8 protein-coding genes are annotated in these 17,626 nt (G+C 67.5%); all 8 read right to left on the bottom strand.

The window, feature by feature from the left end; genetic code table 11:
- Positions 1–127 precede the first annotated feature (127 nt).
- Genes dpdD through dpdE form a run of 8 tightly spaced genes read right to left on the bottom strand, consistent with a single transcriptional unit; the run spans position 128 to position 17,557 of the window.
- Positions 128–2,113 (bottom strand): protein DpdD, encoded by a 1,986-nt coding sequence (dpdD, locus tag ABZ793_RS10210; RefSeq protein ID WP_357454860.1) that lies wholly within the window; start codon positions 2,111–2,113, stop codon positions 128–130.
- Positions 2,103–2,624 carry a phospholipase D-like domain-containing protein DpdK gene (dpdK, locus tag ABZ793_RS10205; RefSeq protein WP_357207563.1) on the bottom strand — a complete coding sequence of 174 codons (522 nt, stop codon included), beginning with the start codon at positions 2,622–2,624 and terminating at the stop codon, positions 2,103–2,105. The genes dpdD and dpdK overlap by 11 nt, the downstream gene beginning before the upstream one ends.
- The gene (gene dpdJ, locus ABZ793_RS10200; protein ID WP_357454855.1) at positions 2,624–7,090 is read right to left on the bottom strand and encodes a protein DpdJ; all 4,467 of its coding nucleotides are present in this window, start codon (positions 7,088–7,090) and stop codon (positions 2,624–2,626) included. The genes dpdK and dpdJ overlap by 1 nt, the downstream gene beginning before the upstream one ends.
- A complete protein-coding gene (locus tag ABZ793_RS10195; protein ID WP_357454852.1) occupies positions 7,087–7,764 on the bottom strand; it encodes a hypothetical protein in 678 nt (225 codons plus the stop codon). Before ABZ793_RS10195 ends, dpdJ begins: the two co-directional genes overlap by 4 nt.
- Positions 7,761–10,814 carry a protein DpdH gene (dpdH, locus tag ABZ793_RS10190; RefSeq protein ID WP_357454849.1) on the bottom strand — a complete coding sequence of 1,018 codons (3,054 nt, stop codon included), beginning with the start codon at positions 10,812–10,814 and terminating at the stop codon, positions 7,761–7,763. The genes ABZ793_RS10195 and dpdH overlap by 4 nt, the downstream gene beginning before the upstream one ends.
- On the bottom strand, positions 10,807–11,715 hold the full coding sequence (gene dpdG, locus ABZ793_RS10185; protein ID WP_357454846.1) for a protein DpdG: 909 nt from the start codon (positions 11,713–11,715) through the stop codon (positions 10,807–10,809). Before dpdG ends, dpdH begins: the two co-directional genes overlap by 8 nt.
- Positions 11,716–14,298 (bottom strand): protein DpdF, encoded by a 2,583-nt coding sequence (dpdF, locus tag ABZ793_RS10180; protein WP_357454843.1) that lies wholly within the window; start codon positions 14,296–14,298, stop codon positions 11,716–11,718.
- Positions 14,291–17,557 carry a protein DpdE gene (dpdE, locus tag ABZ793_RS10175; RefSeq protein ID WP_357454839.1) on the bottom strand — a complete coding sequence of 1,089 codons (3,267 nt, stop codon included), beginning with the start codon at positions 17,555–17,557 and terminating at the stop codon, positions 14,291–14,293. Before dpdE ends, dpdF begins: the two co-directional genes overlap by 8 nt.
- Between the last annotated feature and the right edge of the window lie 69 nt (positions 17,558–17,626).

Here is a 17,626-nt window from a genome sequence, read left to right as displayed (position 1 = left end):
GGCGGTGCCCCAGCTGACTCTGCTCGGATGAAGGCATTGGGTCAGGAGGAGCGCCGTTCCTCGCAGCTCCAGTTCACGTTTGTGGGGCGCTGGTCAGTTACGACGTACTCGATTATCACGGACCTTCTCACCGGCGGGTCATAGCTATCGTGGCGGCGCGTAGCAGCGACGCTGATCCGCTCCCGTCTGCTTCTCGCACTATGGCGTCTGGCCTGCAATGGGCGCGAATGAACCCGGTTGCAGCGTGAGTTGCGCATCGGGTGGCCAGGACGATGGCGTCGGCCCTCCGGGTCCACTGTTTGAGCTGCCGGCTGCCGACGTGGTCGTGACTTACGGTAACGCTGACTTGGGGGGCTTGCAGTTGGAGTTCCGCGCGCACGCGGTCGAGGACCTTTTCGTCGAGGGAGTACAACAGCAGATCTTGTGCCGGTATGTCAGGCAAAATGCTGGCCGTGCCTAGGTCATCCTGTTGAGGCCAGGTCAGTCTTGCGCCTAGTTCTGTACTCAGCCGCGCCGCGAAGGTCAACTGATCGGCGTCGAGCCGCTTGGGATGGTCGGAGAGCGGCCGTAGAAGTTGATAAGCAAGCCGAAGCCTGGCTTCCTCGTCGGGGCAGGAGGCGCTGGCTAGGAGGTCGGCCAGGTCGAGCACGACGGTGGCGCGGTCGGGCCCGACCCACCGGGTCGCTTCGGCGGCCAGGTCGTCGAGCAGCCGCGCGTATGTCTCAGCGTCTGGGCTCGCCCGGAGAAATATCTCGGCCAGCGCAACGATGCCCGCGAGATCACCTGGGCTGAAGCGGTTGTGTGTGAGGGCGTTGCTGAGAAGCTCACGGGCCGTTTCGGCGGCTGGTCGTCGGTACTGATCCGAATCGACGAAGGCACCGACCAGGTGCCAGACGCGTCCGGCCGCTTCGTCGTCGAGTTGCTGGAGGGCTGCGGCGATGTCGTTGTCGGCGTCGGCCGCCGGGGCCCAGGAACGCCACAACTCCTGGTCGAGGATCTCGCGATTTGCGTCATGCTCGGGAAGTCTGGTGATGCATTCTAGCCAGGACTTGGGGCCGGCTGGGGTATCGGCCGACTCAGGCTGGTCGCCATCGGGCAGGCCGTCGCTTTTTGCCGTGGGCGCGGGTTCCCGGTAATGAGCAGCGAGGTCGGGAGCCAACTGCTCCACCGCGGCGAGCATTTCTGGGCTATGGCGGAGGAGTTCGCCAATGGGTGTGCTGTCGGCGACCCAGGCGGCCATGGCGAGCACCGTTAGCGCTTGTGGTCTGAGGTCAGTAAGGGGCCCTTCCATCAGGGCTGGCACCATGGTTCCTGCGTGGATGAGGCGCGATCTGGCCGTTTCCAAGTCGCCGGTGGATAGAGGCTCAGCGAGTGCCGTCGCGTAGACGGCGCCGAGGATCGCGTCCCGCACGGGGGCGGGTGGCCTCGTGGTGGCCACGTCGACGAGATCGGGCAACCGCAGCATCTCGCTGCTTCGTCCGAGCTTTGCGAGCCGTTTGATCCGCAGATGGCTGAGGTTGGTGGCGTTCAGCCCACCGGTCGCGGTGAGTTGGTCGAGGATCGCGGCCGAGGCGGCGTTGGCACCTGAGGCCAGTGCGATCTCAAACTGTGCCAGGAGTCGCCCTACCGGAACTGGTGCATGCCACGATCGGTGCGGCCGTACAGCGAGGGTCTGTTGCAGCAGGCGTAGGGCATCCCACATCCTTTTTTCGACGGCTCGCGGGCTTTCGATGACGAATATAAGGCGGTGGCCAGCGAAACGCACTACGGCCTGGTCGATCGGGTCCTCGTCAGCCAGTTGCGTGGGTAGGCCGTCGAACCGTGCGTAGGTAGGACCGACAAATGCTTGAAGCAGTTCGGACACTGCGCCGGCGTGACGCGCATGCCGCGGGATGACGTAGGCGACCCATTGGCGCGTTTGCGGGTTTTGTCGCGGCAGGACGATAGGGACGCCGCTGCCGTGCCGAAGGACCTGAAGGTACGGCGCCAGGCGGCGGCCGATGACCGAGTTCGGATCGCGGTCCGACCACACCGGATTGGCGGGGCCGAAGAAGGCCTCGATGAAGACGTCGACGGCGAGGGAGTAGTCATCGACAGTGGGGTCAGTGTGCATACGCCGTCCCGAAGCGCCGACGCAGGTCGAGCCGGGTAGTAGCGGCGACCTGCTCGCTGATCTTGTAGGTGACAGCCTCGTCATTGATGCGCATTCCGCGGACCGTAAGGTTCATGGATCCGGTGAGCAGCCACTCGTCGCCACAGAAGGTCTTTTCGTGCACGTCGTCGTCCTGGACGACGGAAAGGTTCTCAGCCTTGGCGAGGCGCCGCAGGCGCCCCAGGAAGGTGTCATTGTGGGAATCGGAGCGGGTGACAACATTAAGGCTTGCACCGCTATGGGTCAGCAGTGCGAGGACCTCCGACAGTTGATACGTGCGGTTGGATGCCTCGACAAAGACGCTGTCGTAGCCGCCGGTGGTGTTGTCGATGGCGTTGACATCGCTGATCCACGGCGACACCAGCCATAGCAGTCGGCTGGGCGACACGAGCTCGGCGACAAGGACGGCGGACAGGACATTGTCAATGCGCAGCCCTGTGGTCCGGCCGGTACGAACGATCCGTTCCAGCATCACTGCAGTGCCTCGCGGATCTCGACGTTTGCCCGCAGCAGGCCGGCATCGCGGACCACAGTGGTGACCTCCCCATATACCCGCAGCACGTCTCGGTCGACCGCGACCGCGGGCACCGCCTGCAGGGCGGCCCTGAACGCTTGCGCGCTACTGGCGGGTGCGACGAGAGCTAGGGCACCACGTTTGCCAATCTCGGTGGTGTACTGCTCCAACCAGTCCGGGCCTGTGACATCGACGGTGGGCAGCCGCTCGTCGTGGGCTGCCTGGACCAAAAGCCGGTCGAGCAGTGGCGGCCCGGCGTAGGGCTGGTAGTGCTGCAGGTGCTGGGTGCGGGCGCGGTTACCGCGGGGCCACAGCAGGCTAAAGACCTGGTCGGCGGTAAGGGTTGACCCGCTCACGCCGGGCAGCGTCACCCGGCCCGCACCGACCAGATACGCCAATGCGGTGGCGTCGATCTCGAGGCCGAGTCGCTCCTGCAGCGCATCCCACTCCCGTACCAGGGCCAAGGTGGTGGCGTCTATGGCGCGGGTGCTGCCGGGGCGCAGTAGTCGCGCGGAGAGGGCGGCGACTGCTTGATGGCGCGGGTAACCGTCGAGCGCGGTCCATGCCTCACGCAACTGGCGCAGGGCATGGTCCGCGTCGTGCGCTGACCGCGCCTGCCGGAGCCCGTCCATGGCCTGCGCCGCCGCACTGGTGGGGTGGGTAACGACGTGGTCGAGCAGGCGCACGAGTGACTCGTGCACATGTTCGTGGTCGCTGGGGCCGAGCGCGCTGTCGACCAGGGCCCAGAAGCGGCGTGGATCTTGCGCGTAGTAGGTGGCGAACTGCTCGACGATACCCAGGCCGCCGAGGGAGGTCTCGCTGAGCCAGATCGTGGCAGGAGCGTCGGGTTGAGTCGGTTCCTGGATGTCGACGATGAGATCGCGGTCCTGGGCATCAGGACAGGCGCGTTGCACTGCGGCGAGGATGGCCGCGGCGATGGTGTCCCGGTAGACCCGGCGGGCGAGGTCGCCGCTGCTAGTGGCGACCTCGTCGGCCCACAGCAGCCGCCCATGATGGTCCAACCGCTCGATGACCTTGGGGTGCCGGCTCAATTCGGTCAGCGTGGTGACGAGCCGCTCGGGCGCGGCGCTGCCGGGGTTGGCGTCCCGGTACAGCACCCGCAGGATCTCGTCGATGTCAGCGCCCCAAGCCCCGCCGCGCAGCACGGCGTGGATTGCTTCGCTGCTCTGCATGGTGCGGTGAGGCTGGGTAGCGGCAAGCGCGTACGCGGTGGTGTAGACCAGGCTCAGCCAAGTGCGCTGGAAGGTGTTCGCTATTTGATCGAGCTCAGCATCCTCGGCGATAGCTGTGGTGAACGCGAGTAGGCGCCACTGCGGTGAGCGCAGGTAGGTGTCGACCGTTTCGCGTTGCAGGTCAAGGGATGCGAGACCAAAGCTGACCGCGTCGACGGTAAGGCGGAACCCGAGGGCGGCTGGTTGCCCGTCCAGGGTGTAGCGGACGCTGCTGGACTCGGTACGGTTCGGGCGCGTGTACGTGGTCTCACACTCGGCACCGATCGTCATGCGTCGGACTTCTGCCGGGTTTCCGGCCGCGCTGGTAGCGAACCCGACGGCACTGATGCGCGTGCCCCAGGCGGAGGGCTGCGGAACATCGGCCGAGAACAGGCCGCTGGTAGGTGCGAGCACCTGGGAGGCCCAGATCGGGATGCCCTGGGATCGGGTGTCGATGTCGGTGGGTGGGCGGCGCAGCGCGATCACGTGGGGTCGTACGACCTGGACCGGTGGGTGCCCGTCCGGGCTCCAGACACCTTGCGGGGTGAACGCGCTGACGAACCTGCCGACGTCGAGGTTCCCGCCCGCTGATGCGTCGGGTAGTGCCACCCAGGTTCTGTCGTCGCTGCGGCGGTGTCCGTAACGGCGGCTGACCTTGCCGGGCACCGCCTCGCGAAGTGCTCGTTCGATCGAGAGGGTTTCCTCCTCATCGGTGAACGGCAACTCGAAGGTGACCTCGGGAACGTTGAGTGGCTCGTACAGGGTTCCGGTGATGAACTCGGGCAGCAGGCTTCGCGGATGCGCGCCGGGATCGACGGCTGCTGCGGGCTTCCAGGCCGAACGCAGCCGCCGCAGCGCAGTTGGCACGACTCCGAGTAGAAGTGCGCGGGGCTGCTCCCACAGCAGGGCCTGGGCTTCGTCTTGGCTGATGTCGAGAGCGCGACGAAGGTGGTTGATCAGACTGTCTTGCAGCGCCGCGTCGGTGAGCAGTTGCTCCAGCAGGTCGGCCAGGGGGGTGACGTAGTGGTCTGGTATCGGCCGGGCGCCGGGCACGGGCGCGGTCAGTACGCGGCGCACGTCGACGTGGTTGCGACGCAGCATAGCGGCGAGCCAGTCAAGCATGGCCTGCGTGCCCTGGATCTTCAGGACGAAGCGGTTGCCGATGGGCAGGCGGGTGGCGGCCAGCTCTGGCGAGAACAGCGTGTCGTAGGCCTGGTAGGCCAGCCGGTCGCGGCCGTAGTCGGATAAAGTCACCACGGTCCAGGGGCGGGTACCGCGGCGGCGGCCTGCCCGGCCACGGCGTTGAATGAACGCGGCGGCGTCATGTGGGGCCTTGTGCTGAAGGACGAGTCCAACGCGGTCGTCGTCGTAGCCCACCTCGAGCGACGCGGTGGCGACGATGAGATCGGCGTGTTGGTCGACGCCGGCATCCTGCGAGGAGGTTCGTCCGATCTGGAGCTCGCCGACGGTGGCCATCGGGTCGAGGTCTCGGCCGATCTGCTTGACAAGATCCCACGACTGGCCATCGGTGTAGCGCTCGCTCCAGTGCTGCGCGTCGGGCGACCGCAGGCCTGCCAGCACGTTGCCGGCTCGACGTGCGCGCTGGATGCCCTGCTGCCCTTCGGCGTCACGAAGGTCGTCGTAAAAGCGGTTCGTCACGTCAAGATCGTCGGTGAAGAGGAACCCCCTCGATCCGTGCAGGAACTCTCGGCCGGGCAGGTCGAGGACTCGGCCGTAGAGCATCGCGGTCTGGATCGACGTGGACAGCTGACTGGCGCCGGACACCGGGTCGGATCGCAGTGCGATGGCGTACTCCCGTCCTTCCTCCTCGAAATCGTTGTCCCCAGGGGTGATGTAGTCCACCGACGCGTCGGGCAGCCCGGTGAGCTGGCCGAAGAAAGCGGCGGCGTCGCGAAGGGTGGCGCTGAGCCCGACGATCGTCACCGGGGCACGCAGTGCGTAGCGCCACCGGCGTAGCAGCAGGCCGACCTGGGCGCCGTGCATTCCGGTGTAGGTGTGGGCCTCGTCGAGCAGGACGAGGCTGGGCCGCCGTGGCCCGAACCAGCCGAGGAGGGTCCCGAGGCCGGGGTCGGTGGAGTTGCGGTTGAGCATCTCCGTGGTGGTGAACAGCAGGTCGGGCGGCGACTGCCGAAGCGTGTCACGGGTGAGCGCCAGATCGGAGATTGTGGTGCCGCACGACGCGCTGGTGCACCGGACCCGCTCCCGGTGGTCCGCGCGATCCTGTCTGCTCCACACCAGTTCTCCGCCGCATGTGGGGCATCTCAGGTAGGGGCAGAGCAAATCGGTACCGCGCTCGGCCCAGCCGCGCTTGAGATGTGCCGCGGTACCGGACTCCAACTGCTGCAGGCTTTGGGGGGTGTCACCGTACAGAACGCCGATCCGCAGGCGGCGAGCAGCGCGCTGCTCCTGGGCAGCGTTGACGCGTAGCGCGGCCTTGACTGCCTCGCACAGTTGGTCACGGAGCAACTCGATGCGGGGATACAAAGCGAGGGTGTGCACGCCGGTGCCACCTGCCCGGGCGTGGCCGGCCATGGCCAGGAAAGCCGGCAGGTAAAAGCTCAGCGTCTTTCCACTACCAGTACCTGCGCCGACGATGATTCCGGCGTTGCGGCGAGACCTGACGTCGCTCAGGACAGCTGTCGTGCCTTCGATCTGGAACCCAGCCAAGTCGAAGTCGCCTAGTTGCGCTCGGGCGATGGCCGTGTCGTGATCAGACCACCCCGGCAATTCAGCGAGTGTGGCCAGCGCAGCGTCGGCGGAGATGTTCCGACTCGGGTAGCGGCGCCGGTTGACGTGCAGCCGGAAGTCGGCGACGAGTGTCTTGCCGTGCTGCCACCATCGGGGCGGTGGCGCGGCGGGCTGACGTAGGGGAAACAGTTGTCGGAGTCGGCTGGTGAGCCGGACCGTTTCACCCATGCGGGTGCGGTAGCGCTTCGGGGACGTGTTGGGCACCGAGAACAGCAGCGCGGCGTCGAGCAAAGCCTCGCGAATCTGGTCGGCGCTGGCGTCGGTGGGTGCGTCCGGGTCGCCGAGCCGTTCGGCGATGACGGTCATGACCTCGTCGTGGGCCAGGCTGCCTGTGGTGACGCCCCACGTCAGTAGCGGCAGTTCGAGGTCTTCCAAGTCGTCGAGGATCGTCGACAGGAAGCCACCGTCACGCCGCAGTGTCACCCACTTCTCCTTTGTACTTCGATCTGGTCGGCGACCTCGTACCGGCGCAGCAGCGCGATGTCGTCGTCCGACAGGTGGGCCAGCGTTGTCCGCTGCCCTAGGCGGGTCAGCAGCGTTTGCAGTTCGGGAGCCGGATCCTTGAGCGCATCGAGATCTTCCTTCAGGCCAGCGTGGACGGCGGCGAACTCGACCACGTCGGAGCGAGACGGAACATCGACCTTTCTGAGCTTGTTCAGTTTACTCAACCGCGCTTCTTCCGTGCGCCGCTCCACGGGAGGAAGCATGACCATGCGGTGCAGGGCCAATTCCGCCATCCGCGCGGTGGTCCACTGCGACCACGCCTGCGACAGGCTGAGGCGAACGTCGCGGCGGACGCCCTCGATCTTCTCCTTGGCAGAGGTGAAGGCCCGCATGGGGGGCAGGCCGGCGTCCCCGGCCGACCGTGCAAGCGCCTCACGTCCGAGGGCAAGGCGAACCGCGGGCAGGTCCACGCCCCGCTCACGAAGCCGATCCGCTGCGCCCAACGCCGCTTCGACCTCGTCAAGCACGGCGTTGAGTTCCTCCAGCCTGGTCAGGATCCGTTTGGCGTTCTCCTCCGCCGCTGCGCCTACCCGGAGTCTGTCCGCTTGGGCGCTCAACGCCCGGGCCTTGTCCAACACCGAGTTCAGGGTCAACGCGCACCTCCACCGAGGGTGCCCCAGCGGCGGAGGAAGTCTTGCACCCGCACAGCAGCGATCGCACCAGATCCGCCAGCCCGCCGTTGGGCCGTGGCAAGTTGTCGCGTCAGCCAAGCGTCGCTTGCTGTCAGGAACTGACGGATGACTCGCAGATCGTCTCCCCGGTAGGCGGTTACCAGCCTCAGTGTGGCCCTGTAGCGCACGTCCGCATCGGCTTGCGACTCGATCTGGTTCAAATGACGTTCGAGTCGATCGACTCGGCGCCAGTCGCAGTGGCGGGCGGCCTCGACGAGGGCACGGAAGGCTGTGAGATCGTCGGGGCCGAGCCCTTCGCGCAGCGCGTCGTCAAGCGCCTGTTCGACCGCGGCCACGGTGTCGCTGCCGCTGACGCCGGCGGGAAGGCCGCGACGGATGTCGGCGACGTCCTCGCGCAGCCGCGCGGCCTGCGCCTCGACGAGGTCGGCGAACTTGGCGAATCCGGCTACGGCCTCCTTGGCCACCCATTCCGGCAGCCGATCGGGTCGCCAGGCCCACTCCTCGGCCGCGCGAGCGAGCAACGGCATGGCCCGGGCCGCGTCTACTATGCGTACATCGCCTCGAGTGCCGCGGCGATAGCCGACGCTCTCGCGCAACCTCGCAACGAGTTCGCGCCGTGCGGCCCGGTGGGCTTCCCAGAGCGCCACCCACGGCGCGACGCAGCCGTCAACGTCGCTGCGTTTCCACGAGGCGCCGTCATCGAGGACGGCGTCCAGCAACGCAGGACTTGCCATGTCCGGCCACGCGCGGCCGGCGAGAACGGCGCCGAGCAGGGAGGCGCGCATGGCGGCGACGAGGTCCTCGTCGGAGAACGACCGGGCGCGAAGGACGGCGCGCTGCAGGTCTCGCTGATGCCGACTCGCGATGCGGTGCAGGCGCCGGATGGCCCCCGCATTCCCGGCGGTCACGCCATTGGCGGCCAGCAGCAGTTGCTGAAAGAAGGTGGCGTTGCGCGGGCTTCGCTTGAACTTGATCGGCGCGTCGCTGGTGCCGACCATGCCTTCCCCCTCGGCGTCCTCGATCGACACCACGATAGAGCGTGATGGCCATGCCTTTTCCACTTGCGCGGCCAGCGGCTCAGCCATCACCGGCTCGCTCCACGCGCACTGGCTCACCACCGCCTGCTTGATGATCGTCCGCAACTCCAGCGCCGTACCTTGCAGCAACTGCCCTCCGCCGCCTTGCCAGTTCTCCAGGTCGTCGACCATCTTCCGCATCCGCGCCGGCAGGGCATCCACTCCGGAGGGGTGCGGGGCCGCGCGCCCGGCGGTCGATCTGCCGGCAGGTGGGCGCTGCGGCCCGCGGATGATCCGATCCGATCGCTCGGCGAGGTCAAGCAAACTAATGCCGAAGGCGTGGTGCAGGTCGGGTGACAGATTGACCAATTCCTCGGGAGCGTCGCCCCAAAACTCCAAGAAGGTCTGGCGGCGTTCACTGCCAGTCGGATCGAGTTCGTCGATCTGTGTCTTGATGGCGCCGTAGAGGAATGTTTCCCCGGACCAGGTGGCGGTGGGGTAGTCCTCGCGGAATCTCGCATCCGGAAAGGTTCCCGCCGCGAGCGCCTCGGCGTGTTCCACCAGTACCGGTCGAATGACTTCCCCGATGACGGCGCGAGGGTTGAAGGAGTCTGGGCTGTTGTGTGCCGGGCGGGCGCGTATGGCCCGCCGCAGCGCATGCCGGTTGAATGGGTAGAGCCCGTGTCCTTCGGTCGAGACGCCGAACGCCGAGTGACATGGCTGCTTGTACGGGCAATCCTCGCATTGGTTCGGGGCTTCGGCACCCGCCCCGACGCCGGCCTCCTCGAGCCGTTCCCGGCCCACCCGTGCCGCGTTGAGGTAGCGCCCGACGAAGGCCGCGACCTCCGCCTGTCCCCGTTCCGACACATCGAAGACGATGTCGAGGTCGTAGATGTAAGGTGTCGCAGCTTTTGCCCGGGTCAAGACGGTTTCGGCAAGTCGGCCGAAGTAGCCCGGTGTCACGGCCATCAGCGTGCGTACGGGCGCGAGCACGGTGCGTCCGTCGCGCACACCAACCTCGATGAGGGCGTCGAGAAGGTCCCGTTGAACGCCTTGTAGGACCACGAAGTCCTCGATGAGAAGTAGCAATTCCTTGCCTTGGCGGGCGTACTGCCGCCTGACTTCGAGCATCGCCTCCTGAAGGCGCCCGCCGCCGATGTTCCATGCCGCGGTGACAGCCGCCGGTAACTGTTCGGTGAGGATCTCCGCCGCAGCGACTTGCAACTCGGGCTTTCCATACAAATGCCCTAGCACCTGGCGAGCTTTGTCCGAGGCCAGGTTGATGTCGGCCACATCAAGGGGAAGATCATCGACGGTGAAGTGGGTCGGCCTGTCGTTCAGGCCGTCGTGCTGGTCGGACAGGAGGGCAGCGGCCAGGCGTGGGATCAGCTTGCCTGGTTGTAGCAGGTAGTCACGAATGTAGGGATCGAGCAGCACGGCGGCGAGCCGATGAGGTCCAGCGAGCATCCTGGCGATGCCTGGTTTGGGGTCGGCAGTGCTCACCGCTTCAGAGAGTTCGTTGATCAGCCGGCGTTCGAGGGCGGCTTGGTCCAGTTCCGTGCTCATCCGATCAACGTCGGCGCGCAGCTGGGCAAGTTCGGGGCTGTCGATGTCGGGCTTGTCGAGCAAGGTCCGGACGACGGCGCGAAGGCTGGTGCTGGTCTTCGGCAAGTAGATGACGGATCGTGTGGGGGTATCGGGCGTCTTTTCGTGGACCCATCGCACCAGGTGGGACTTGCCGGCGCCCGACTCGCCCACGACCGGCATGAGCAGGACTCCGTTCGCGGTTGGCCGCTCCAGGAAGTCCTGGCAGACCTGTTTTTCCGTGACCTCGGTAGTGCGGGCGTCGACGCGCCCCTCAGGGTGACGCCGGCGGATACGCAGCGGTGCGTGGGTAGCGAAGAAGACTGCCCGAGAGGGGGAAACCGCCTCTGTGTTGATGGTGTGCCCGGCGGTGAGGGGGGACCAGCACAGGTGCTGCCGGAAGTCACTCATCGATGGGCTCCATGATCTCGAGGTGCGTCACCCGCCGGGTCCCGTTGGATTGGTCGGGGTCGACGAGCAGGACTTCATCGTCAGCGTCGGAGCGGCGACGCAGCTGCAGCCATCCGTACTCGTCGGCGCAGAGCAGCGCAAAGGATAGCGCCGCGGACACGTCGGGGGCGTCGGCGGCCAGGCCAAGCGCCACGCTGTAGCGCCCGCCCGGCAGGACGGGCAACTCGTCGATGATGACGGCGACCGCGTCACGTGCGGGAAGGCGCGTGCCGGGCGGCCATTTGGCCTGCATCGTTCGCCGCACTGCAGTCGTGCAGTCGGGGACCAGCGTCTGGCTCTTCGTTCCGGTGCGTGGGATGAGTGGTGGTGCGGCGAATCCTAGTGCGGGGGCCCAGTACGTGAACCGATTCCAGCGGAAGTTGTTGACGAGGGGGTTGCCGAGATTCTCGGTAAACGCTCCGCGTTGCTCCTGGACGACGTCGTCGTGGCTCATCGGCGTGTACGGGTCCAGGGTGAGAAACCAGGACAGCGCTCGGACGAGATCCTTGGGACCTGTTTGGTTGCCGCTGTCGGCGATGTTCTCGTTTCGGCTGGGGTCGAGCGCTTGTCGGCGTAGGAGGTCGTCGAAGGCGGCTACGTCGTCGGGTGTGAGCCTCTTCGCCACGTCGGTGAGTGCGAGCTGCTCCCCGTCTTCGGCGGCGATATCGAGGTCGAGGAGAGTCTTCACGGCGAAGTCGAAAGTGGTGTCGCTGTCATTCTTGTCTGGGGGGAGCAGGCTGACCGGGCTTATGGTGGCCTTTAAGGTCTGACGGTTCTGCCGTCGTCCTGGGCAGCCTACGAGGTGCCGGGTGATGATCCACATCGCGGTGGGAACGGAAGCCGGGTCGTTGAGCATCGGCATTTACAGCGCTCCGAGTGCGGTTGTTATCGGCAGGGACACGTCGCAGGTTTGACAAAGCCGCAGGTGGGGATGTTCGGGATCCGGCAACTCGCGCGGGTGCACGAGGTAGGTCGGCGCTCCGGCCGCCAGCCGGGTTCGGACCTCCAGCGGGAGGCTGGGCCGCTCGTCGCTGACCCAGATCAGGGGTCCGCCGTAGCCGTCGACCAGACTGGCATCGCTGTCCACGATGACGGGCCTCGGCCAAGCACCGTGCTGTACCTCCACGGTCAGTTCCGTGCTGGCGCCGGGTCCGACGATCACCGACACTCCGCGGCGGGCGAGTTGTGTCAGCAGTTGCGGCAGAAGGTCGTCGCGAATGGCGTTATCACGCCACCATAGGCTCATCCAACTGGCCGAGCCCCGCAGGTGTTCGAGAGGGTCAGGCTGGTTCGGCCAGCACACCATCCCGGGCAGCGGCTCGCCGGCACTGCGGTAGTAGCCGCCGCCGGCCCGCGACGGCGTGCGCCGTCGACACGCCGGGCAGCCCCGACAGTTGATGGTGGTGGGGAGGGTGCCGCCGCACCACGGTACGCGGTAGTAGCCGGAGAGAATCTCACCGAGGCACCGGTCGCCCTTGATCACCTGACGTAGGTGTGCCAGCGCCGCCGTCTGTTCAGTCGTCACGAGCCGCCGTTGCGCCTCAAAGGTCTGCTGCCAGAAGGCGTGGTCGTTGGTGCGCCCGTCGCGTACATGCGCGATGACGCGGGCGTCTGAGCGCTCGTGGTACTCGTCGAGCCGGCGTTGCCACTGTTCCTCGGGTTCTTCGGGCTGCCGTGTCGGAGGTTGTGGCGTTTCCAGAGCGATCAGCTTGGCCTGCACCATCAGGTTGAGCGTGCGCACATTCCACTGGCGGCTGTGGCCGGACTCCTCGGGGATATAGGTCGGCAGGGTGTCGAGGTCGATGTCGTAGGTGCCGTGGCCGAGGTTGGTCGCAGATCGGCGCATGCTGCCCCAGCGGTCCCAGCCCTTGTCGGCGCTGATCACGACCTCTCGGTTGATCCGGGTGGCGAGCGGGTAGTCGGAGGGTGCGCTGGCCAGGTAGGCGATCGCGGGGCGGCGGTCTCGGCCGCCACGGCCGACTTCCTGGTAGTAGCGGTCGAGGGTCTCCGGTACGCAGGCGTGGATAACGGTGCGGACGTTGGCCATGTCGAGCCCGAGTCCGAAGGCGGACGTGCCCACGACGATGTCGTAGCGAGTGCGTGCTGGGCGGCCGTCAGCGTCTTCACCGCGCCAACCCATCACGGCGGCGCGGCGCGCGGTGTCGTCGAGGTCGCCGGTGACCACGACCAGGCGCCGGAAACCGGCATCGCGTAACCGCTGTGCCCATGCCTGCGCGTCGCGCTTACGCGTGGTGTAGAGGATCATCGGTCGGGGCAGGGCGCTGACGGCGTGCAGGACGGCAGCGTTGCGAGCGGCTTCCGTTTCGTACTCGTCGATGAAGTAGCTGGGCTCGCGCCGGGTCTGTGCAGCCCATACCAGTTCGGTCAATCCTGCTGTGCCGAACAGGTGCTGGAGGGTGTGGATCTGCTGGCGGGTCAGGGTGGCGCTCATGGCCAGGGTGACCGGCGCGCGCCCCGGCGGTGCGAGCGTGATCCAGGTGCGGCGTTGTCCGGCGATGGCCTGGAACTCGGGACGGAATTCGTTGCCCCACTGTTCGACGAGGTGCGCCTCGTCGATGATGAGGTGAGTGAGATGGCCTTGGCGCGCTGCGGTGTCAAGCGCGGAGTTGAGGCCACCCAGCAGCGCTTCGGGCGCTGCGATGACCACCCGCTGGCGGCCCTGTCGGATGTCCCGGCGGATGGCCTGCTTGATGTCGGCGGCGAGGCCGCCGGTGTAGGCGTAGTGACCGCTGGGGCTGGCGTGCTCGCCGCGTTCGGCGAGCAGTCCGCGGAGTCGGCGCTCCATGTCCATGGCCAGCACGATGGTGGGCACGACGATGACGGCCACTCCACGCTGGCGTGTCGCGGGTATGGCTGCCGCCCAGGCCAGTTCGGTTTTGCCCTGGCCGGTGGGCAGGCACACGATGAGGCAACTGCCCGGCGGCGCCGTCACGATGGAGCGCGCTGCTTCCCGCTGTCCGACGGAGGTGTAGTGCTGGTAGCGCGGGCCGAGGGTTCGCGTCCAGAACGGATCGGCAGGATGCGGCGGCGGCGTGGCTGCTTGTCCGGCGTAGACCTCGGCCATCTCCTGGTCGGCAGCCTGGTTCGCCTCCCCCGATGGGGTGGGCGGATGCCATGCCTGGGCGGTCAGCGATAGCCCGGCCGGTGTGGTCAACGCCTGGCAGCCAGCCTGCTCCCACTGTTCTCGGCTGGGCAACGCCGGGCCGATAGGCACCTCCAAGGGCCAACTGCCGTGGCGGCGTGCCTGCTGCTCCAACAGGATCTGGCGGGTAAGGGCCGCCGCGTCACGCCAACCCGTCTCACCGTTGGCCAGACCGCCCAGGGCGTCGCGGAGCCGGGTGACGGTGGCATCCGTGGGGTGGGCGGCTTCAGGGTCGGGCCACAGCGACCACAGTGCTTGCGCGTCGGCCCAGGCGTCAGACACTCGGCGGCTCCAACGGCAATGGGCCGCCGACGAGACAGGTGATCGCCATCAGTCGCAACCGGGGCCGGCCAAGCCCGGTGACCAGAGCGGAGGTCACATTGACGTCGTCGAGATAACTCTCGGTGTCGGACAGCAGGCGGCCCGCTCGTTGCCGGGCCTGGGCCTGTGCCTGCCGGATCGCCAGGGCGCGCTCTGCCTCCGCTCGCGCCTGCTGTCCGCGAGCGAGGAGGTCTGCCGAGCGAATCAGTTCGATCCGGCCGTGCTGTTCGGCTTGCCGGGCGGCGGCGGCGAACGCGTCGGGGCCGCCGAACCATTCCCATAGTGCGTTGACTCTGGCGTCGCTGAGGTTGACGTCTCCGCGCTCTGGGCTGTAGCGGGCGTCGAGCCATGCCAGCAACTGTCGGTCCACGATGGCGACTTCGCCACCTGCCGTCAGCCAGACGCGCTGCAGGAACGGCGGGAAGATCACGTCTGCCTGCCGGCGCAGTGCCCGCTGGGCGTCGGCCCGGTCGGCGACGGTCTCCAATGCCGGATCGATGTCGGCCTCGACCAGGAAGTCCAGGCCGAAGTATGGCTGAGGGGCGACACCGTGATACCCACGCCGCCAGTACGCGGTTGCCTGCCCACGGTCGTCGACGGTGACCACGCGGGCCAGCACGTCGACGAACGGGTTGCCCAGCCGCAGGAGTCGAAGCTCAGGGTGGCGAAGCGCCGTGTTGCGGTTGAAGGTGCCCTCCATCGCCGCTGTGGGTACAGCGTGCCCGGCGAGTGACAGCAGCCGGGGGGACACCAGCAGCGGACCACGCTCGAACCGGAGGGCGTGCTGGACGTCCACCCGGGTCCGGCAGCGGAAGCGCAACCCACCGGGGTTGTCGCCGGCGTAACCGCGCATCGCCCGCTCGTGTTGCCGCCATTCGACTTCCAGGGCGTTCGTGGACTCCGCCACACTGCGACCGAGCGCCGCCTGGTGCACGGCCTCGAGCATGTCCATGCCGTCGATGTCCCGGCGCTCCCGGGTTAGGGTCTCGGTCACGCTGGTCGCGGTGCGGAGCATGGCGGCAGGGCCATCGCGCAGGGCTGCTTCCCAGACCGATTCGGCGATCCCGTCCAAGGCTTCCTGCAGGGCGGAGACCGAGTCGTCGAAAATCCTGACGCAGTGGGTGAGCAGCGCGGACCAGGCCGTAGTGAAGTCTTGATCGTCGACTCCGACCTGGACGACGAGTTGCGGTGCCGGCTGCCGCGCTGCACCGAAGACTCCGGCGAACCGGTCGATCCGGCCGAGTCGCTGCTCGCACCGGTTCGGTGACCAAGGCAGCCTGACGTGGATGACGGCGTCCGCGTCCTGCAGGTTCACCCCGTCCTCGGCGCTGTCGTCGGCCACAAGGACGCCGCCGTCTGCGCGCCACTGGTCGACGGCCGCGGCGTTGTCCTCTGCGCTGCGCCGGTGGGAGTGCTCGTGGATGTTGAGGCCCTTCCGGTCGTTGAAGCAGTCCGCGAGTCGGCCGGCGAGGCTACCGGCACCGCAGAAGATCACTGTTCGGCAGTGTTGGGCCGCCGCACGCGTCAGTGGGCGCGGGTCGAACTCGGTTTCGCCGCGGTCGTCGGCGAGCTTGTCGAGAGCGAGTTCGTCCGCTGCCAGGACTGCGGGCGAGGCGAGCAGGTGCCGCTCGTCGGCGGTGAGGCCGGCGCGGGTGGCTGCGGCTTCGTCGCGGTGCACCCGCCAGCGCAGCGCATCATGTAGGTCCTGGGTCAGGTCGTCCACGCGAGAGGACAGGACGGCCAGGACCTGGCCATAGGCGCCGGCGTGCTGCTCTGCTCCCTGGTCCAGCAGCCAGTGGCTCACCTGCTGTTGCCATCCCAGCAGGACGTCACAGGCGCGCATGGCGCGCCCGGCTGGCATAGCGATGGGTTCGGGTCGGCGACGTCCGGTGACTTCGAACGGTAGCGCCTCGGAGTCGGCGCTGGCGGCGAGGACATTGTGGCGGCGGTGCCGGATGACGCGGCGGTGCAGCCGGTAGGTCTCGCTGATGTGCGCGCGAAGGCCATCCACCCGCACGCGCAGTACGGGTCGAAGGGCCTCGTCCTGCAGGTCCCCGTCGGCTGTGAGCAGGCCGGTCACGTCGTCGGCGAGCCGTCGGAAGGCGGTGTCTTCCGGGATCAGTGCCGCGATCTCGTCGATGGCGCTGGGTATCAGTGGTTCGAAGTCCGCGTCGAGACTGTGCACCGCCCTCGCCAGCGTTCTGCGGTCCTGGAACCGGGCCGTGAACTGGGCACGGTCCTGCCATCGGTAGAGGGTGGGGTCGAGCAGGTGCAGCAGGGCCAGGTGCGTTTCGGGGCGGGCGGTGGTCGGGGTGGCCGACAGCAGCAGCAGCCGCGGCGTCGAGTGGGCCAGTAGGGTCAAGTCGCGGTACGGGCTCTGGTTCGGGTCGTCGGTGCGGCATAGGCGGTGTGCCTCGTCCACGATGACGAGGTCGAAGCCATGGTATTCCGGCCACCGGTCGGGGGTTTCGTGGCTGGTGATCCGCACGGTGGCGGCCGGGAAGTCATCGATGTAGAACTTGGCCTTCAGTTCGGCCTGCCACTGCCGGCGCAGCACGTCGGGCGCGACGATGAGAATCCGGGACGCGGGCCGGTCGAGCAGATGCTGTCGGATGACCAGACCAGCTTCGATGGTTTTCCCGAGCCCCACCTCGTCGGCCAGCAGGTACCGCTGGACCGGGTCGCTGAGCACGGTCATGGCGGCCTGAACCTGGTGGGTATAGATCTCGACGCCTGCGGAGAGAAGTGCCGGCAGACTGGCGCAGGCTGCCCGCTGCGCCACGAGGCTACCGAGCATGGGCAGCCGTGCGTCCCGGAAGTGAGGCGACTCGTGGGCGCCTGCGGCCAGGACTTCCACCGGAGACTGGATCCGGCGATCCCACCGCACCCGCAGGTCCTCTTGCGGTACCTGGAAGTCGCGGTCACGGTTCGGGATGCGTACGAAGTACAAATCCGGACCACCGCCGATCACCCGCCCGGCCAGCCAGCGACCGGTGTCGGGGTCGTGCCAATACACCCGGGTTTGTTCCAGCAGGCGCACCGGCTGACACTCCTCGGCCGGCACCCACCACGACGCGGCGACCGGCGAGGCCACCGATTCGAACGCGTCGACCCGGACCTGGTCACCGGCCCGTTCCGCTACCCGGCCGATCCCGGGCATGCGGGCGTGCTCCACGAACTGGCCGATCATCAGGGTCGCCGAAGGGGTGCGAGAAGGCACCCACGCAGGCTATCCGACGGTGCCGACAGCCTTTACCCGCCTACAAGATCACAAGACAAGCCAAATAGG

The organism is Micromonospora sp. NPDC047465 (assembly GCF_040643125.1).
Classification (GTDB): Bacteria; Actinomycetota; Actinomycetes; order Mycobacteriales; family Micromonosporaceae; genus Micromonospora.
Note: the sequence above shows the minus strand (reverse complement) of the source record. Positions and strands in the feature narration are given on the sequence as shown.

What these genes read in the sequence shown, in the direction of transcription:
- dpdD (WP_357454860.1), bottom strand. Translation starts at nt 2,113, where the DNA reads ATGCACACTGACCCCACTGTCGATGACTACTCCCTCGCCGTCGACGTC.
- dpdK (WP_357207563.1), bottom strand. Translation starts at nt 2,624, where the DNA reads ATGCTGGAACGGATCGTTCGTACCGGCCGGACCACAGGGCTGCGCATT.
- dpdG (WP_357454846.1), bottom strand. Translation starts at nt 11,715, where the DNA reads ATGCCGATGCTCAACGACCCGGCTTCCGTTCCCACCGCGATGTGGATC.
- dpdH (WP_357454849.1), bottom strand. Translation starts at nt 10,814, where the DNA reads ATGAGTGACTTCCGGCAGCACCTGTGCTGGTCCCCCCTCACCGCCGGG.